The 18,949-nt window shown below is 49.5% G+C and carries 18 protein-coding genes; 17 read left to right on the forward strand and 1 reads right to left on the reverse strand.

Annotation, left to right across the window (positions count from 1 at the left end; genetic code table 11):
* Position 1 precedes the first annotated feature (1 nt).
* The 11 genes from FPZ45_RS01380 (at position 2) to FPZ45_RS01430 (ending at position 12,368) form a co-directional block, all read left to right on the forward strand.
* Positions 2–775 carry an SDR family NAD(P)-dependent oxidoreductase gene (locus FPZ45_RS01380; RefSeq protein ID WP_144697626.1) on the forward strand — a complete coding sequence of 258 codons (774 nt, stop codon included), beginning with the start codon at positions 2–4 and terminating at the stop codon, positions 773–775.
* 50 nt (positions 776–825) lie between these two features.
* Complete coding sequence (locus FPZ45_RS01385) at positions 826–1,719, forward strand: fumarylacetoacetate hydrolase family protein (RefSeq protein WP_144697628.1); 894 nt, start codon at positions 826–828, stop codon at positions 1,717–1,719.
* A gap of 12 nt (positions 1,720–1,731) precedes the next feature.
* Positions 1,732–2,508, forward strand: coding sequence for an SDR family NAD(P)-dependent oxidoreductase (locus FPZ45_RS01390; protein WP_144697630.1), 777 nt, complete (start codon positions 1,732–1,734; stop codon positions 2,506–2,508).
* 15 nt (positions 2,509–2,523) lie between these two features.
* The gene (locus FPZ45_RS01395) at positions 2,524–4,452 is read left to right on the forward strand and encodes a DUF8034 domain-containing protein (protein WP_144697632.1); all 1,929 of its coding nucleotides are present in this window, start codon (positions 2,524–2,526) and stop codon (positions 4,450–4,452) included.
* Between the two features lie 186 nt (positions 4,453–4,638).
* Positions 4,639–6,096: an ABC transporter substrate-binding protein gene (locus FPZ45_RS01400; RefSeq protein ID WP_144697634.1), complete on the forward strand. Its 1,458-nt coding sequence runs from the start codon at positions 4,639–4,641 to the stop codon at positions 6,094–6,096.
* A complete protein-coding gene (locus tag FPZ45_RS01405) occupies positions 6,089–6,970 on the forward strand; it encodes a carbohydrate ABC transporter permease (RefSeq protein ID WP_144697636.1) in 882 nt (293 codons plus the stop codon). The genes FPZ45_RS01400 and FPZ45_RS01405 overlap by 8 nt, the downstream gene beginning before the upstream one ends.
* 19 nt (positions 6,971–6,989) lie before the next feature.
* Entirely contained in the window at positions 6,990–7,862 is an 873-nt protein-coding gene (locus FPZ45_RS01410; protein ID WP_144697638.1) for a carbohydrate ABC transporter permease, read from the forward strand.
* A gap of 25 nt (positions 7,863–7,887) precedes the next feature.
* The gene (locus FPZ45_RS01415) at positions 7,888–9,054 is read left to right on the forward strand and encodes an efflux RND transporter periplasmic adaptor subunit (protein ID WP_144697640.1); all 1,167 of its coding nucleotides are present in this window, start codon (positions 7,888–7,890) and stop codon (positions 9,052–9,054) included.
* A 20-nt stretch (positions 9,055–9,074) separates the two neighbouring features.
* On the forward strand, positions 9,075–9,773 hold the full coding sequence (locus FPZ45_RS01420) for a response regulator transcription factor (protein WP_144697642.1): 699 nt from the start codon (positions 9,075–9,077) through the stop codon (positions 9,771–9,773).
* A 1-nt stretch (position 9,774) separates the two neighbouring features.
* Positions 9,775–11,229 carry a HAMP domain-containing sensor histidine kinase gene (locus tag FPZ45_RS01425; RefSeq protein ID WP_144697644.1) on the forward strand — a complete coding sequence of 485 codons (1,455 nt, stop codon included), beginning with the start codon at positions 9,775–9,777 and terminating at the stop codon, positions 11,227–11,229.
* A 2-nt stretch (positions 11,230–11,231) separates the two neighbouring features.
* Positions 11,232–12,368, forward strand: a complete 1,137-nt coding sequence (locus FPZ45_RS01430) for a hypothetical protein (protein WP_144697647.1) — start codon at positions 11,232–11,234, stop codon at positions 12,366–12,368.
* Between the two features lie 25 nt (positions 12,369–12,393).
* Here the strand turns inward: FPZ45_RS01430 and FPZ45_RS01435 are convergent, their stop codons facing one another.
* On the reverse strand, positions 12,394–13,170 hold the full coding sequence (locus FPZ45_RS01435) for an ABC transporter ATP-binding protein (RefSeq protein WP_144697649.1): 777 nt from the start codon (positions 13,168–13,170) through the stop codon (positions 12,394–12,396).
* Positions 13,171–13,446: 276 nt separating this feature from the next.
* Here FPZ45_RS01435 and FPZ45_RS01440 point away from each other — a divergent pair, with 276 nt between their 5' ends.
* The 6 genes from FPZ45_RS01440 (at position 13,447) to FPZ45_RS01465 (ending at position 18,922) form a co-directional block, all read left to right on the forward strand.
* Entirely contained in the window at positions 13,447–14,286 is an 840-nt protein-coding gene (locus FPZ45_RS01440; protein ID WP_186438179.1) for an ABC transporter permease, read from the forward strand.
* 11 nt (positions 14,287–14,297) lie between these two features.
* On the forward strand, positions 14,298–15,221 hold the full coding sequence (locus tag FPZ45_RS01445) for an ABC transporter permease (protein WP_144697651.1): 924 nt from the start codon (positions 14,298–14,300) through the stop codon (positions 15,219–15,221).
* Positions 15,222–15,286: 65 nt separating this feature from the next.
* On the forward strand, positions 15,287–16,285 hold the full coding sequence (locus FPZ45_RS01450) for an ABC transporter substrate-binding protein (protein WP_144697653.1): 999 nt from the start codon (positions 15,287–15,289) through the stop codon (positions 16,283–16,285).
* 45 nt (positions 16,286–16,330) lie between these two features.
* Positions 16,331–17,950 carry an FAD-dependent oxidoreductase gene (locus tag FPZ45_RS01455; RefSeq protein WP_144697655.1) on the forward strand — a complete coding sequence of 540 codons (1,620 nt, stop codon included), beginning with the start codon at positions 16,331–16,333 and terminating at the stop codon, positions 17,948–17,950.
* Positions 17,947–18,285, forward strand: coding sequence for a 4Fe-4S binding protein (locus FPZ45_RS01460; protein ID WP_144697657.1), 339 nt, complete (start codon positions 17,947–17,949; stop codon positions 18,283–18,285). The genes FPZ45_RS01455 and FPZ45_RS01460 overlap by 4 nt, the downstream gene beginning before the upstream one ends.
* A gap of 262 nt (positions 18,286–18,547) precedes the next feature.
* Complete coding sequence (locus tag FPZ45_RS01465; RefSeq protein ID WP_144697659.1) at positions 18,548–18,922, forward strand: hypothetical protein; 375 nt, start codon at positions 18,548–18,550, stop codon at positions 18,920–18,922.
* Positions 18,923–18,949: the final 27 nt, after the last annotated feature.

The raw sequence follows: 18,949 nt of genomic DNA on the forward strand, positions 1-18,949 counted from the left end.
CATGCGCTTGAAAGATAAAGTTACGCTAATTACCGGCGCCGGTTCAGGTATCGGACGCAGCTCAGCGCTCTTGTTTGCCAAGGAAGGAGCGATCGTTGCCGTTAACGATTTGGATGCGGCGAAGGCAGAGGAGACGGTCGGATTGATTCGGGAAGAAGGCGGGCAAGCATTCGCTGTGCGTGCTGATGTAACCGACCCCGCCGAAGCCGAAGAGATGGTCGGGTTAGTCAAGGAAAACAAAGGACGCATTGACGTGTTGTTCAATAATGCAGGGATTAGCGGCGTCGGCAGATTACATGAAATCGAACCGGATGCTTGGGAACGAGTCATGAACGTCAATATTCGGGGCGTCTATCTCCCCAGTAAATATGTGTTGCCGATTATGATGGAACAACGCGGTGGATCTATCATCCATATGTCGTCGTGCATTGCCGAAATCGGACTTGCCCAGCGCGCCTCGTATGCGGCGACGAAAGGAGCAGTCCTTGCGCTTGCAAAGTCGATGCAGGTTGACTACGCCCCCTATAACATTCGGGTAAATGCGATTTTGCCTGGTACAATTTTGACTCCGTTCGTGGAGAATTACTTGAAAACCTCATACGACGACCCAGAGGCGGCAATTGCTTCTCTGAAGCGGCGTCAATTAAGCGGCGAGTTGGGACGCCCCGAGGATGTCGCAAAAGCGGCGTTGTTTCTAGCCTCGGACGAATCGGCGTTTATGATGGGTTCGCCGCTTTATATTGACGGCGGTGTCGTGTTCGGCAAGAACGCCTGAGCGGTTAGTAGAGATGTGGTCATATGGGAGAAGGAGTTGGATAAAGAACGATGAAGATACTCACGTTTCACAAGGGTCAAGGGACAGCGTTAGGGATACGTACCGATCGGGGAATCATCGATGTGGAGCAAGCGGCTGCAGCGTTCGGACTGCCGGCCCCCGCTACGTTGAAGGAAGTTCTCGCAGGGGGAGATGCGGCAAGAAGAGAGCTTGAGAGGTTGGTCGAGGCTGTCGGCACAGTTCAAGGCGATTGGCTGCTCGAGGAAGAACGAATCGTTTTCGCTCCGTGCGTTCCGGACCCGGGGAAGATCATTTGTGTAGGTCTTAATTACCGCAAGCATGCGGAAGAGACGAATGCCGCAATACCGAACTATCCGGTATTATTCAATAAATTCTCCAACACAATTGCCGCTCATGGCGACGATATCGAGATCCCGCGTACCACGTCGCAGCTCGATTACGAAGCCGAATTGATCATCGTCATCGGACAAAAGACGAAATATGTTTCCAAAGATGAAGCGCTGGACCATGTTTTCGGCTACTGTTGCGTGAATGATCTGTCGGCGCGAGATTTGCAAATGCGTACCCCGCAGTGGATGCTGGGCAAGATTGGTGACGGCTTCAGTCCGATTGGACCTTACGTGGTGACGGCGGACGAGGTTGGCAATCCAAACCAGCTGGCCATCCGCTCAATCGTTAATGGCGAAGTTCGCCAGCAATCGAATACGTCGGATATGATTTTCCCGTGCGATGAGATTGTCAGTTATATTTCGCAGCATCTGACGTTGGAGCCAGGCGACTTGATTCTGACCGGCACGCCCGAAGGGGTTGTGCTCGGCTATCCTCCGGAGAAGCAAGTGTACCTGAAGCCTGGAGATATCGTAACCATTGAGATAGAGAAGCTTGGCGCGTTGACGAACCGATTCGTCGCGGAAGCGCAATAGGAGGCAGACTGCATGAGCTTACAACAGAAGACTGCCATCGTTACGGGGTCAACAAGCGGCATTGGCGAGGCGACTGCAAGGGCGTTAGCCGCAGAGGGGATTCGAGTGATCGTGACCGGTCGGAACGCGGAACGGGGCAATCGCATAATCGAAGAGATTAACGCCAACGGATCGGAAGCGTTGTTTGTGCAAGGCGACTTATCCGACAGAAATATGCCAATACGGCTCGTTGATATGGCGCAACGGGAGTGGGGCCGGCTGGACATGATCGTCAACAATGCCGCACTCGTCTGCAACAAACCGATCGAATCCGTGACGCATGGGGATTGGGATCGGCTGTTCGAAGTAAATGTGAAAGCCGGATTTTTTCTCGTCCAAGCGGCACTTCCGCTGCTGCGGGAAACAAAAGGCAATATCGTGAACGTTAGTTCGATCAATGGCTTATTAAACGATAAGAATAACCTTGTCTACGATGTGATGAAAGCAGCGCTAAACCATATGACGCGAGGACTGGCGATGGAATTGCGCGGAGAGGGTATTCGCGTCAATGCTTTGCTGCCCGCGGGAGTGGCGACGCCGCTGCTTGACCAATGGCTGACGCAGGCCCTTGGCAGCGCGGAACAAGCGAAGAGCATTGCGCAAGAGTTGATGGATGCGCCGAACGTGGGGAAGCCGTGGCAAATCGCGGATGCCGTCTTATTCCTGCTTAGCGACCGGGCTTCTTGGATAAACGGAGCCGTTATTCCGATTGAAGGCGGCTATTCCATCGGCCACCCGGCCGCAGACTAAGAGGGGACGATGATCATGATAGATCAAGAGACAACGAGACGGGTACGGATTACGGCGACGCAACGGCATGTTCCGCCGAAATGGGCGATTCTGCAGCGTAGACTGTTTGAGCTTCTGGATTCGGCGTCGCAGGAATTCATTGCCCGATACGTTCGAGAGGATGGAACGCTCATCTGGAGGCGAGATTGGCCTGGGATGGACGGATCCGACGATCCATACGAGGGATTTCAAAACCTGGCGCTGCTGTATGCGTTGGGGGGCCATCCGTCTTTGCATGCGGAATCACGGCGCATCTGGGACGGAATCACCTGGCAATGGACGGAATATGGTCAACTCCATCGGGAGTTCGATGCCTACTACGATTGGATGCACCACGGAGAAGGGTCGTTATTTACCTACTTTTTGGGCTTGGCCGGCCCGGCGACACTAAAGGATCGCCAGCGGGCGGTTCGATTCGCAAGGATGTATACGGGGGAAGACGAAGAGTCCCCCAACTATGATCCCGTTCGCAAGCTCATCCGTTCGCCGCTAACGGGCAGTCGTGGTCCGCGATTCGAAGTGACCGCCGAAGATTGGTCTACCCATCGGGGAATTCTCGACGCGTACCTGGCTCCTTACGAAGATATCCCCGGAGTTGATTTCGAATCGATGAAGTGCGCGTGGTCGGATGACGAAATCTACGCGCATGTGTTGCGGTTGATGAATGAGCGAATGAATAAAGGCGATGTGCCGCTCAATCTTAACGCGACCGGGCTTGTTGCACATGCCTATCTCCACACCAGCGATCCGGCCTTCCGAAGATGGGTTCAAGATTATTTCGAGGCTTGGGAGCAGCGCGCGGAGCGTAATGGCGGCGTTGTCCCGGATAATGTCGGGCTGACGGGGGAGATCGGCGAGCACAATGAGGGGAAATGGTGGGGCGGTTACTACGGGTGGCGCTGGCCGCACGGATTCATGACCATTATCGAGCCGATTGTGAATGCGAGCATGAACGCCGCGCTGCTGTCGGGCAGCATGAAGCCGCTCCGGTTCGCCCGTCAGCAGCTTGATTTGAACTGGGAACTGCGGCAGGAGAGGGAAGGCAAACAGCTGGTTCCATACAAGCATTTCGATTCGGGATGGACCGATTATCGTGAAGCTCCCTCCCAGTATGCTGTGTATTTATGGAGCATGTCGATGCAGGACGAGGACCTGGAGCGAATCGAACGCATTCCGCAGACACACGACTGGAGCGACATCATCGTACCGCAGACATCGGGCAAAGACAAACGAACCGGACGCGAGACGAAGCATTATGTCGGCAATACGTTGCCGTGGTTCCAGTATGTGCAAGGCAAGCTGCCGGATTACCCGGAGAGGATATTGGAAGCTAACGAACGATTGATCGCGCAGCAGCTTGAACGAATGCGGTCTCCGCAGGGAGACCCGTTAAATTGGACAGAATCGTATCATGAAAATGATTTCTCAAGCATTCACATCTGGCAGGAAGTGTGTCCTGTCTACATGGAGAGTCTCGTTCAACTTACGCTCGGCGCGCCAATGCCGATATCCCACGGTGGACTTCTGCATGGCCGATTCCGTTATTTCGATGCTGAACATCGCCGTCCAGGTTTGCCGCTAGACGTAGCGGCTCTTGTCGAGCGTCTTGATGCGGATGGGGCCAATCTGCATCTAGTTAATACAAACGTTTCCGAAACCCGAATCGTGGTTGTGCAGGGCGGCACATTCGGCGAGCATCGTATAGACAGCGTCATTGAAGACAGCGACAGCGTTCGCGAAATCGACGTTGGTGATCGTTGGCTCGAAGTTGAACTGCCGCCGGGGACATCCGTCCGATTGCAGGTCGGGATGAGCCGCTATGCGTATGACCCGACGTATGAGACACCATGGTCTAACAGCAGTCAAGCAGCCGACTTGTTGCGTGGTCGGTCATTGAGCGAATAAGATTATCAAGGGGCATTTAGGTTCCTGATCTGCTTTTTCCGGCAGAGCAGGAACCTTTTTGTTATTCAATATGCTTATCTTAAACGCGATGTAACAACTTGTTTACAAGATTGCCGGAAGTTGATCACATGTATCTTCTATACTCAATAGAGTTAAGTGATTCAATGATGTGGAGGCGGTAATCGTATGAAAAAAATATCAATGTTTATTGTACTTTGTTTGCTTATTGTCGTATTCACAGGCTGCAGCAGTGCGGGCGGTGAAGGGGGAACGGTCAACGGAATTACACATACTCCCACTAAACAGCCAAGTGCTCCAACGCAAGCAACGAAGCCTGCTTCGATGCCTTCGCCTGATCCGAAAAAACAGAGCACATTAGTATTCAGTATGTACAAGCGGGATTCGTATTTTGAGACAGCAGCTAAAGCCTATGAGAAAGAGCATCCCAATACCAAAATCGACTTGAATTACATCGTTGAAAATACAGGCGAGGATGTATCAAGAGCCAAGCAGGAGAAATTCAAGTCCGCGATGATCGCGGAATTTCTAAATGGCAAAGGTCCAGACCTGGTGGTAATGGATGAATTGCCTGCCGATAAATATATCGCCAAAGGGTTGCTTGCGAATGTAGGGGATATGATGAAGGGCGACACCTCTTTCAAAAAAGAGAATTATTATATGAACATATTGGATAGCTTGCAGACAAGCGAGGGCGGATTGTACATGCTTCCCTTGTCGTTTTCCTTACACACGTTGACGGGGGATCAGCAGTTATTAGAGCAGTCGGGTGTCCGCATGAATGACCAGTCGTGGACCTGGAAGGAATTTCTTGATACGATTCAGCAGTTGACAGCCAAGCAAGACGACCGTTACGGATTTATGGCATTTGATGAGAATAAGTTATTGCTGGATATGGCCAGAACAGACTACAACCGACTTGTAGATGCCGCTAACCGTACCGCTCGCTTTGACTCGGACCTCTTCCTGGGTATGCTGGAGCAGATTAAACAGATGAAAGGCAAAACGGTCCTGTACTACGGGAAAGATCTAAAGCAGACAGATGGTTCAAAAGGTTTCCCAATCTATTTTGGTGAAAATGAGCTTCTCACGCCGTTTCAATATTTTCACTATGTTGCTAATAAGCAAGAGTCTGGAGATCATTCGACTGCTTTTTATGAAAAACCCAAAGCGGAGGGGCAGCAGCCGGGAGGTTATTTTGAACCGCGACTAAAGATTGCCATTCATGCAAAGTCTTCGCTGCAGCCGGAGGCATGGGATTTTCTCAAATTTCTGATGTCCGGTGAAGCGAGCGCAGCAGCAGCATGGGGGGCCAATGATCTGACCTATAAGGGGCAGGGATTCAACGGAACTTTTCCGATATCCAAGTCCCTATATGCAGCCAAGACGAATAACATGGTGCAGGCCGGCCCCCTTCAAATGCTGGAGGGCGGTCCTGTGGAGATCACAGAGAAGGATTTGAAGAAACTGGATTCGCTGATCGAAAGCGCCAACAAAGCGATATTTGACGGAGAGATTTTACAGATTATGGCGAAGGAGTCTCCCGCCTACTTCCATGGGCAGAAATCCTCCCAAGAGGTCGCAAGGATAATTCAGAACAAAGTCACTACGTATCTGAATGAATAGATCTTGGGTTCGGCGCTGGCTGCGCAAGGACGGGATAGCGGCCATCCCGTTCCTTGCGCCAAGCCTTGCTGGCTTTTGCTTGTTTTTTGCCGTCCCGCTTGCAATGAGTTTTTATTATTCCTTTTTTGACCGGGTGACGGACGGCACATTTGTTGGACTTGGCAACTATAGGGAACTGCTGGGCAGCAGTTCCTTCCGCAAGGCGACAGGCAATACTTTGCTCTTTTCAGGAGTTGGCGTTCCTTTGTTGATTTTGTTGTCTCTGGGGCTTGCGCTCCTGTTCAACCGCCAGCTATGGCTGAAAAGCGCGATGAAAACGGCAGTTGTACTGCCCTTGGTCGTGCCGATTGCTTCGATTGTCATGATCACGCAGATATTCATTGACTGGAACGGTGTTCTGAACGCCTGGCTATATCGGCTGGATTTACCGCGTGTTGACTGGCTCAACTCGGATGGAGCATGGACGGTCATCCTTCTGATTTACGTATGGAAAAATATAGGCTATAACATGATCTTGTTTTTGGCCGGATTGCAGACGATTCCGCGAAGCTATTACGAAACGGCACGAATGGAGGGAGCCGGCAGCATCCGTCAATTTTGGGGAATTACGCTTGTTTACTTGACGCCAACCCTATTTTTCGTCGTTCTGATTTCGCTTGTTAATTCGTTTAAAGTTTTTCGGGAGACGTATCTGCTGGCAGGGGCTTATCCGTATGACCGTCTTTATATGATTCAGCATTATATGAACAACATGTTTTTTTCTCTGGATATTCAGAAGCTGTCAACAGCAGCCATTCTTATGGTTGGGTTTATCGTCATTTTGATGTCCGGATTATTAAAGATTGAACATCGATTTCTGGAAAATATAGAGTAGCAGGAGAGGGAGGAAAATCATGATATTCGCACGCAATCTCTCCCGCCTTATGCTCTTATTGCTCACAGGGCTTGTAGCTGCAGCCATGATGCTGCCGATTCTGCTTACGGTAACCAACTCGCTGATGACAGAGGGAGAGCTGAGCTTTAATTACAGCTTATTGGGTGTTGTGACGGAAGCATCGGCTCAAGCGAAATTTGTCAATTTGAAGTTGATTCCGGACTGGGTCACATTGAGCCAGTATGCGAAGCTGCTGGATTCAACGCCTAAATTTCTGCAGATGTTCTGGAACTCGATAAAGCTTGTTGTCCCGATTGTAGCCGGACAAACTGCGGTCGCCACGCTTGCGGCCTACGCCTTTGCCAGGCTTCGCTTCAAGGGGCGTGATGTATTGTTCATGGTATATTTGATTACCATGGTGCTGCCTTTTCAGGTTACACTGGTTCCCAATTACCTGATGATTGAACGGCTTGGCCTAATGAATACTTCAGGAGCGGTGATTTTGCCAGGGGTGTTCGGCGTGTTCGGTATATTTATGATCCGTCAGTTTATGGCAAGTCTGCCGTTTGTTTATACGGAAGCGGCGAGAATGGATGGTGCGGGACATGGCCGGATTTTTTGGGAGATTATTTTGCCGTTGACAAAACCCGGTTTGGCGGCACTAGTCATTTTGCTGTTCGTAGATTACTGGAATATGGTTGAGCAGCCGCTTATTTTTTTGAAGGAAGAGTTCGATTACCCGTTATCGCTATATTTGGCTTATATTCAGGAATCGGAGCGGGGTGTCGTTTTTGCTGCTTCTGTACTGTATATGACTCCAATGGTGCTGCTGTTTCTGTATGCCGAATCGTATTTGGTTGAAGGAATCGAGCATTCCGGCATCAAGGGGTAGGATGTTATAGAAAAGGGGGTGTAGAATGGAGGTTCTGCTGAGTTCGGGAAAGCGAAATACTCGCAAGCGTATTGTGGTTGTCATTGCAAGCTTGTTTTTTGGCATACTTCTTTTCTGGACATTATTTAGCAACATGCTGATTGGACTGACATTGCCAAGAGTTGTTACGGAGGCGCCAACACCAGGCTCGCTGGATGTGAACTTTCAAGGCACATCCAGCCTACGGCCTGTATTGGAGGTGGAATTGTTTAACCATTCAGGGGAAAAGCCGACAGAGATTCTGGCACGCGAAGGCGATGTTGTGCAGAAAGGGCAATTGTTGGTGAGGTATGATCGTACCGCAAAGGAGCAGCAGTTAGAACTGGAGCAGAATGCGCTGCAAAAGCTGAAACTTGGCTCTAAGCAGCTTCAGGATGACTATAAGCTGGCAGCGCGTGGAGAGGATGTTGCAGCAATCGAAGCGGCTCGGAATGCTTTGGAAAGCTTAAAGTTGGATCTTTCCGCACAGGAGAAGCGGATTCAGATGCTGCAAACGGAGCTGACGGATCGAACAGAGCTTAGAGCGCCTTTCGCAGGCAGGGTCACATCTGTGCTTGCAATCGAAAATATACCTTCCAATGGGGCGGATATTCGGCTCTTGGATACGGAGCGCGGCATGCAATTCGACATTCGGATCCCGGCCGATATGGCTGCTGAATGGATGGAGGGCGACGCGATCAAAGTACGTACACTTGGAAAGGAAAGTCGTCTGGTAGAAGGACGGATTACGAAAATGGAGGCAGACAGCGGGAATGAAAGCAACATGCCGGAGGAGAGCGCTGCAATGAATATACCGGCATCAGAGGAACGGCAGGCCGCTAAAGAGATGGTGCAGGTTCAGATAAGGATAACCGACAAATCGCTGCGCGCAGGGAATCGGGTGCAAGTCGAGTTGACCCAGTCGGCAGGCGGTGATACGTTAATATTGTCGCGCAAAGCGGTGCATCAGGATCGGAACGGCTTTTATGTGTTTGCGGTTCAGAGCAGGCCCGGTCCGCTTGGCAATCAGTTCTATGTCTCCAAGAACTATGTGACCGTTATCGGCGAGGATGATCAGAGTACGGCCATTGCCCAGGAATTTTGGCTCGAGGAAACTGAAATCATTGTTGAAAGCAGCGAACCGCTGGAGGACGGTCAGCGCGTTCGATATTAAATAAATAATGAGGGATTGCGATGAATCCATCCAAGATCTTGATCATTGAAGATGAAGCCGCCATAGCAGATTTGCTGAAATATGGACTGCAGGAGGAAGGGTATCGGACACAAAGCGCCCTATCCGGAATTGATGGGTTGATGATGCTTCCGGATTTTCAACCTGATCTGTTACTGCTGGACTGGATGTTGCCTGATATGAGCGGGCTGGATATATGCAAGAAGGTAACCGACACTTATAATATTCCGATTGTCATGATTACCGCCAAGTCCGATATTACCGACAAGGTGCTGGGTCTGGAGTTCGGCGCGGATGATTATATTACCAAACCGTTTGATATTCGGGAGGTTAGCGCTCGTATCCGCACAGTCCTGCGGCGTATGGATCAGGCTAACCGGAGTTTGGAAAAACCAGTAAAAGCAAGCGGAAGATTCAAAGACATTGAAATCGTGACCTCTGAGCGGCTAGTTACCAAAGGCGGCGATGAGGTCGAATTAACGCCAAAAGAATTTGATCTTCTGCTTAAACTATATACCCACCAGGGTCAGGTTTTCAGTCGCGCGGAGCTGCTGGACGAGATCTGGGGATATGATTACGCTGGCGATACGCGTACAGTAGATACGCATATTCAACGCTTGCGGAAAAAGCTGGATCTCGGCGATGTGATTGTAACGGTCTTCAGTATTGGTTACAAATTCAACAAGCAGACGGATGGTTAACTTGAAGCGCTCTATTCAAAGCAAGTTTCTAGTCGGATTTCTCATGATATTCGGCGTGTTCTTCCTCATCTTGTATCTCTGGATGACAGCCAATGTCGAGTCCAGCAACCGCAACACTGTGAAGAGCCAGTTGTATGATTTGAAGAACAATAGCAACAGCTACATTCAGCAATCGTTTCTGACGCACCATTTTACCAACGATGCAATTTTTTTAACGCAGATTGCCGAAGAACTCGGAACGGAGCTGCGCCATGCGACTTCCAGCGAGGTAGCCTTGTATTCGCTATCGGGGGAATTGATTTATACTTCCAAGCCGGCGCTTTTTGTATCCCTAAGCGAGGATTTGGAACTGGCGCTGACAGGCAAGACGGCCTATACACTTACCCGTTCGGATGGGAAAGCAATGGCGCTGTTTGCATATCCGGTCGTAGTTCAGGGCGATAAGATCGGGATTGTGCGTTTCGCCAAAGATTTCACCCCTCTGTACAGTCAGAGCGCTCAGATGCAGAGTACGATCGCTTGGACTGCACTGGCTGTTTTTGCTGCTGCATTTCTGTTTTCGATCCTTCTTTCTCGCCATATAACTATTCCCCTTAGCAAACTGACCAAAGCTTCAACAGAGGTGGCGAGCGGTAATCTTCAAGTTCGTATTGGGGTGAAGCAGCAGGATGAGGTAGGCAAGTTGGCTGCCAACTTTAGCCGCATGATCGAGAAGCTGCGGGAGCAGTTTGCGATTGTTGAACAGGAACGTGACAGGCTTGATGCGCTTAATCAACATCGCAAGCGTTTTTTTGATCAGGTTACACATGAATTGAAAACACCGCTGACAACGATAATGGGCTTTGCGGACATGATTCGGATGAAGGGGATCAGGGATCCTGATCTGTTGGATAAAGGGATAAATCACATTCTGAACGAGAGTAAACGTCTGCATGAAATGGTACTGGAGCTGCTTGAAAAATCAGGGGCAGCGGACACCTATGACGCAGTAAAGATCGTGGATATGGCCCGGATAATTCAGGATGTATGCGAAGCGATGACAATGAAGGCCAAGCGGTATAATAAAACGATTTCCTGCCGGACGCCCAATGAAATGCTTGTGTATGGCAAACCGGATCGGCTGCGGCAATTGGTAATCAATTTGGTGGACAATGCGATTAAATATGCATATGCGCATACCGAGATTGACGTGGTGGCTGAACTGGGGCAAGGTCAAGGCAGGCTGATCGTATCCAATCAAGGAGAAACGATTGGTGACGACCACTTGAAACAAATATTTGAACCGTATTATCGTGCAGGACATGATCTTGCCGAAACTGCCAGTGTGGGGCTCGGGCTTTATATATGCAAAGCCATAGTGGACGAGCATCAAGGCAAAATTAATATTACAAGCGACAACGAGCAAACAGAAGTGGATATCTATCTGCCGTTGACAACCGGTGAAAAAAGGGGATGACAATGAGGAAGCAGGCAGTTTTACATGCTTTTTTATTTGGAGTTTTCTGTCTGTTGCTGACAGGATGCCTCGGTGCCCCCAGGGTGGAAACCATTATTATGGATGATACTCCGCAGATGGGCTCTGATGAAGGGAGTTCTAAGTTTGCAGTCCAAACCATCTATACTGTACTTGATGGCATAAAGGAAACGCTGGTTCCTGTCGGTTGGATCAATGACAACTCGTTGCTGGGCATTAGCATGGAGGAGTCCGAAGGCTATCTCGCCCGAGTGAACGAGCCGTTCATCGTGCAGCAGAAGCTGTCCGGTCTTAGTCCACTCATAGGGGAGAGCGGATATAGCAGCGTATCTTTATCCCCGGATGGACATTATGTTTCCTATGTAGAAACAAGCAATAAAGAATGGGAACTGAAGCTGCATTCGTTGGTTGAAGGGCAGGATACAAAACTTGCCGTATCACAAAGCAAATATGCGGTCCGCACACAAATGACGTGGTCGGCCAATAGCCGCTTCTTCGGTTATGTCGATATCGATGAGACGCAGTATCCTGTTTTATTTGTATATGATAGGGTCGAGAAGGAAAGAAAACAGTTTACGATTCCAAGTCTGCAGGCAGACGAAATGATATCGTTTGTTAGCATCTCAGATAACGGTGAAGAAGCGCTTATCATCAAGCAAGGGGCGCAAAACCAGCCGGTATTGGAATGGGGCAAGCTGAGCGGTGATGCATTTGTTGCACACTATCAACATACGCTCAGCCATGAATTGCAGGTGGAGTGGATTCACCAGGATCAGATCGCGTTTGTTGGAGAGGACGGTACGTTATATGCTTATGATCAACGCAATCAGCTGCGCTCAGTACTGCTGCACGATGTTAGCAGATTCCGTTTTTCAGGTGACCGAAAATATATCGCTTATACCCAGGGGGACGTTGTATTTGCAGCAAGCCTCTATGGCAACACGCTGCTGAGGCAGGAGCAGGTTTACAAAGGAATTGATATTTATAACATGGCATGGAGTCTAAACAATAGCAAATTGTTGCTGCATGGTTTGAAAATGGTTGGCCTGCCGCATTCCCAAACGGGAAATATTAGGAGCACTCCTGCTGTAACCCAGAGCTTGGTGATTGCGTTTAGGTAGCCGGTTTGAAATGAAACGAATTACCTTAAATGCCTGCCCCGTCCGTCAAATCATTTTGTTCCGCCGATTCGAATTGGTTTAAAATATGAAACCGCAGGCTTTGAAAATCATGCGCTGCCTTTTTACGGGGATATGGCAAATTTACCGGCACAATTGAACTGATTTCACCAGGGCGCGGCTTTAATATGACGACACGGTTAGCCAGGAAAATAGCCTCATCAATATCGTGCGTGACAAAGATCATCGTTGTCCGGTTTGTCCTCCATATATCAAGCAGCACTTCCTGCATATGCGATCTGGTAAAGGCATCAAGTGCGCCAAAAGGCTCATCGAGCAATAGCACCTTGGGATTCCGCAGCAACGCACGCGCGATCGAGACGCGCTGCGCCATCCCTCCCGACAGTTCGCGCGGATAGGCCTTCTCGAAGCCCTTCAGCTTCACTAGCTCAATGAGTTTATCGACCTTGTTCCGGACCTCCTTGTCACGGAGCGACAAATCGGCCGCAATGTTCTTCTCCACTGTCAGCCATGGAAATAATCGATGCTCTTGAAAAACAAATCCTTTATCTATCCCTGGTCCTGCGATCTGCTCGCCATTAAGCCCAACGAAACCGGAGTACGCTCTATCCAGTCCCGCTATGATGCGCAGCAACGTACTTTTGCCGCAGCCGCTCGGACCAATAACCGTGACAAACTCCCCTTCATTGATATTCAGATTTATACCATGGAGCGCATGCACCGTTCCTTTTCCTGTTGAAAACTGCTTATCGAGATCCTGAATATTCAGCAAAGCGGTAGACATCAATTGATCACCTCTGTCATTTTATATCCGACTAATAATATATTATTGCTAGGCTATCACTGCTGCGTGGATAGTGTCAATACTCATCTGAACTGGAGTTGGGTTAACGGCGCTTTGTCAATATAAGAATATCCACTTGACTTATCGGGATTGTTGGTATACATTTCATTTTGCACTCCTACAATCGTGCAAACGATACACCGTACCTTACAAAAGGTCCTCTTTCAATTCTTCCTTGTCAATAAACTCCCATCCACCATTCCAATGGCGATTATTATGACGTGCATAAAAGAAGGTGCATATTTGAGCGTACCCAGCAAAATCGCCGCCAATCCAAAAATCAATCAAGGGCCGGGGAAATGGAACCTCTTCGGTTTGGCTCTCTTGCTCCCTGTTACCTTACTAACCGCTTGGCAGGTTCTTGGAGATTTGGGGCTAATATCGGATCTGCTCTTTCCAACTCCTTATGCCATTGGGGTTGCATTTGTCGAACTCTCTAAATCCGGCGTTCTGTGGAAGCATATCGGCGTTAGTGTTCAGCGAGTGGTAACAGGATTTCTCATTGGAGCAAGTCTGGGCTTCGTAGTCGGCATTGCCGTCGGCTTATTCAGGCGTACAGAAAAGCTGCTTGATCCGACGGTCCAAATGATCCGCATGATTCCGAGTCTAGCCATAGTGCCGCTCTTCGTGCTCTGGTTCGGGATTGGCGAGTTATCGAAAATTCTCATTATTGCCCAGGCTACCTTTTTCCAGCTGTATATCAATACGTTTTTAGGGATTCGAAACGTAGACAAAAAGCTATTCGAAGTGACGTATGTGCTAGGTTACAGCCGCTTCCAGCAAATTATCCGTCTTGTTTTACCGGCCGCGCTGCCCAATATTTTATTGGGTGTCCGTATTTCATTTGGCATTTCGTGGCTGGGACTGGTCGTTGCCGAATTAACCGCTTCGACTTCCGGAATTGGCTACATGATGTCCGATGCCCGGCAGTTTTCAAATACGCCTGTAGTGTTCGTAGGTATCTTTTTATTTGCCGTCCTCGGCCTGACGGCGGACAGTTTAATCAGATTGCTGCAGATCAGGATGCTCCGTTGGAAAAGCGCCATTTACAGATAAGGAGGGGAATAATGAGCAGCTCGACGAACGAATCGCTGCGTACAGAGCCCGAGCCTTCCCGCCGGCTGCGAAGAAACAGCCGATCTGGGAGCGGCTATTCCGTTTCAGAGCAACACAATACGATAATCGATTTAACGGCACCCTCCGACTCTCAGACCGGTAGACCAGCGCGTTTCTTTTCGCTCGATTCCATTCAGGGTGCCATACTGCCAGTCACTATTTTATTGGCATGGCTTCTTGTTGATTGGAGCGGCAGCGTTCCGAAAACACTTTTGCCATCCCTATTTTCCGTCATTGAAGTATTCTGGCGCATGCTGATCTCTGGCGAATTACTGTCGCATCTTGGCTACAGTTTGGAACGCGTAGCGTATGGATTTCTGACAGGCGGCCTTTTAGGACTTGGGCTCGGTATTATCGCCGGATTCATTCGCAAAATCGATTATTTGATCGATCCTAGTCTGCAAGTGCTGAGATTGGTACCGCATCTGGCCATTGCGCCGCTCATTACGCTATGGTTTGGCTTTGGCGAAGCATCCAAAATTGTCATCATAGCGTTTGGAGCGCTATTCCCACTTTACATTAATACTTATATTGGCATTCGGAACGTAGATAACCAGCTGTTTGAAGTTGCAGACATCCTGCAGTACAACAAATGGAGGCGTGTCACCCATCTCATGCTGCCTTCTGCATTGCCGAATATATTTATGGGCCTCAGAACCTCCATTGCGGTTTCATGGATCAGTCTCGTCGTCGCCGAATATGTCGGTGCCTACAACGGAGTTGGCTTTCTAATCAACGAAGCCAAGCAGAACCTTAAGCCCGAAGTGATTTTTGTCGGTATTATCGTGTTCGCCATTGTCGGGAAAGTTCTCGATACGTTCATCAAACTCCTGGAGCAAAGACTGCTCAATTGGCGAGACAGTTACCAAGGCTGATTTGCCTGGTTGATATTCGTTAATAGAAATTTTAAAGCAATGTTAACAAGAAGGAGCGTAATCCTATGTCAACTAACCCCAATCGCAAATACAGAGTCTTGCCCTTACGTCTTTCCGTAATATTCTTACTTTTGTTATCCATTCTCCTTTTACAAGCTTGCAGCAGCGGGACAAAAGCCGAGAAAACCGTTCCTTCCGTTCTGAACTTCGGTTATATTGGCTCAAACTCCCTTAACTTGCCGACCGGTGCGGAAGGTTGGGGACTTTATAAAGGAATTATTCAAGAGGAATTAAAAAAACACGGCATTGAAACCATCAATACCTTCGGATTCCCGAATGGACCAGACGAATCGGAAGCGCTGATTAGCGGCCGCCTTAATGCCGGAGCTCTCGGCGATACTCCTGCCATCATTTCATATTCGGGAGGTGCCAAAACGCGCTTCGTGGGCCAAATCAATTCCGGCCTTAAAGCATTTGTAATTGGCAAAAAAAATGGCCCAACTACTGTGAAGGAGCTTGAAGGCAAGGTTATCGCCGTTCCGAAAGGTTCGTATAGCCATCGGTACATCATCGGTTTGCTTAAAGAATCAGGTGTCACCAAGTATGAGCTGGTGCACATGCTCGGCTCCGATGCAGCAGCGGCAATTGCTAGAGGCGATATCGACGCCAACGTAGGGTTCGGGGCAGATGCGTTGTCATTGCTTAAGCAGGGCTACCCGCTTATTCATGCATCAGATGATACCCCGCACTTGGCAGGTTCGAGTGTAACGGTTGCCAACGAGGATTTCCTGCGGAAATTTCCGGACTTCCCCAAAGTGTGGAATGAAGCACGTGAAAAAGCACTTGCCGATCTGAAGCAGCATGAAGCGGAATATTACGACTTTATGTCTCAAATTGTAGGTCTGTCTGTCGAAGATGTAAAAAAACTTTACCCGGTCAGCATCTTAACAGATCAGCCGATTTCGGATAAAGCATTGACGCATTTAGAGGGTGTAAAAGAATTCTTGCTTGAAGAAGGCCTGACGAAGAAAGAATTTAATATTAAAGATTGGGCGGTAAAATAACCTGCATTTGTTCATTTCAAGTGAATAGAAAGGCGGTTTGATGAAATGAGTAAAGAAGCTAAAGAAGCCCTGAAACTTCAAGCGGATGTATTAGTCATTGGCGGCGGGCCTGCCGGCGCATGGGCAGCAATCGCCGCTGCCGGGCAAGGTGCGAGCGTTATTCTTGTTGACAAAGGCTACTGCGGAACCAGCGGAGCGACGGCGCCTTCCGGAACAGCCATTTGGTACGTAAAGCCTGAAGAACAAGCGCGCGAGAATGCCATGATGAGTCGGATGGACATGGGCGGTAATCTGGCGGAGCGGCCATGGATGCAACGCGTGCTCGATCGGACCTATCATAATATGCATCAAATTCGGGACTGGGGCTATCCTTTCCCTATCGACGAAACGGGCGGGCCGAACTACATCAGTGTTCAGGGGCCTGAGTATATGCGGCTAATGCGCAAACGGGTGCAAAAAGCCGGCGTTCGCATTCTGGATCATAGCCCGGCACTGGAGCTGCTATCCGATAGTCATGGCGTCGCCGGGGCATCCGGCATTAATGAGCAGACGCGGCAGCCTTGGCGCATTGAAGCGGCAGCGGTTGTCATCGCTACAGGTGGCTGCGCATTTTTAAGCAAGGCACTCGGAACCAATGTCCTGACAGGTGATGGTTATCTGATGGCAGGAGAAGCTGGAGCCGAGTTTTCCGGGATGGAGTTTTCGACAGCCTATGCGATCGTGCCGTATTTCTCGCCGGTCACGAAGACAGCACTTTATCAATTTGCCACGTTCTACTATGAGGACGGGAGAGTCATTGAAGGGGCCGGATCGCGCAGAGGCCGTTCAATTATCGCCAAAACTTTGCTTAAAGAGCCGGTTTATGCGCGGCTGGATAAAGCCGACGAGTCCATAAGGCAATCCATGAGGAAGGCGCAGCCTAACTTCTTCCTATCCTTTGATCGACTTAAGATCGATCCCTTTACCGATAAGTTTCCAGTCACCCTTCGCTTCGAGGGAACAGTTAGAGGCACGGGAGGCATCAACATTGTAGATGAAACCTGCGCGACCAAGGTTCCGGGCTTATATGCCGCCGGCGACGCAGCGACTCGTGAACTTATCTGCGGCGGATTTACGGGCGGCGGCAGTCACAATGCGGCTTGGGCGATGTCATCGGGGTATTGGTCCGGGGAGGGTGCAGCCCAATTCGCTTTGAAACAGGGTACGAATCGTTTCAATCGAAATGCCCGCGGATTATCTGAGTTTTCCGGCGTGTCGACACAAGCAGATTCCTCCAAGTCAAAAATAAGTACGGATGAAGTCATTCGTCTTGTGCAGGATGAAGTGTTTCCATATGATCGCAACTGGTTCCGCAGCGAGCAGGGTCTCACAGCATCCCTCGGTCGACTGAATCAACTGTGGCTAGAAATCAAACAAGGTGTTCGAGCAGATGAAGGCAGCAGAGTGGGAGCAAGAGAAGTTGCGGCGATGACGGCTACGGCCAGATGGATGTATGAAAGCGGACTGGCAAGGCGAGAAACGCGCGGGATGCATGTCCGTACGGATTACCCGGAGCGGGATGCAGCGCAGCACTATCGATTGATTAGTGGCGGCTTGGACCAAGTCTGGGTGAAGCCGCATACTGCGCCTAATAACGGGAATGCAGAGGAGGCCGTTCAAGCGTGATTGAAATACTAAGTGCCGAACGCTGCATTAGCTGCAACCAGTGCGTACGGATCTGTCCGACCAACGTTTTTCAAGAAGTAGAGAACGATATTCCGATCATTGCCAGGCAATCCGATTGCCAGACCTGTTTTATGTGCGAGCTCTACTGTCCTGTGGATGCACTCTACGTAACGCCTAATGCGGACGGAATTGAGAAGGTTGAAGAATCCGCTGTCATAGAAGATAGGCTGCTCGGCAGCTATCGTGAATCAGTAGGTTGGGGAAAGGGCAGAAAATCCACCGCGTCTGACGATGAATCGTTTCTTGTCTTTCGTATAGCGCGTGCTACGAATTAACTTAAATATTGCTCGTTCCTACGAACGACAAACTGCACCTTTAACGCTGAACGCGAGATGGAGGTGCAGTTTTTTTACTAATTAAGTTAACGTCTCAAAATCTGCGGTTTGTATGTCCCATTAGTAGGGGTAACATGAAGGGGCTAATTTTAATTGTGCTCCATGTATGGCGAATGGATGATTGAGTCCTACGCGATCTGGAAATGCTAAGCCTGCGGTTTCTTTAGCTCGCGTTCGAACCATACGATAGAGGAGCGGTTTAATGGGAAATCAACCAAACGCTCGGGCGGATAAGCCCCGTACCCTAACGATCGTTCAAATTCTGCTGTATGCAGCCGCTGTCTTGAACATCGCGAACGGATTTATTTCTTTTGCAAGTACGGACATGCTCAAGAAGCTGCTTAGCGCAGCGATGGTCCTATTTGGAATTGCGGCTTTGCTGGTCGCATCGCGATTAAGCATACCCAAAGTCGTTCATCTCCGCGCGGCTATCGTTCTGTCGAGCGTTCTCCTGGTTCTGCGAATCGCCGAGTACGCCGTTTGGCATAATATCGGTTTTTTACTTGGCGCGATTCTCCCGATTCTCGTGATATGGAGATTAAACGATTCGGATGTAAAAACCTGGTTCAAATCCTGATCCGTATTTCGTTGATTCTTCCAATTG

Source organism: Cohnella terricola (assembly GCF_007786475.1).
In the GTDB taxonomy this organism is placed as follows: domain Bacteria; phylum Bacillota; class Bacilli; order Paenibacillales; family Paenibacillaceae; genus Cohnella; species Cohnella terricola.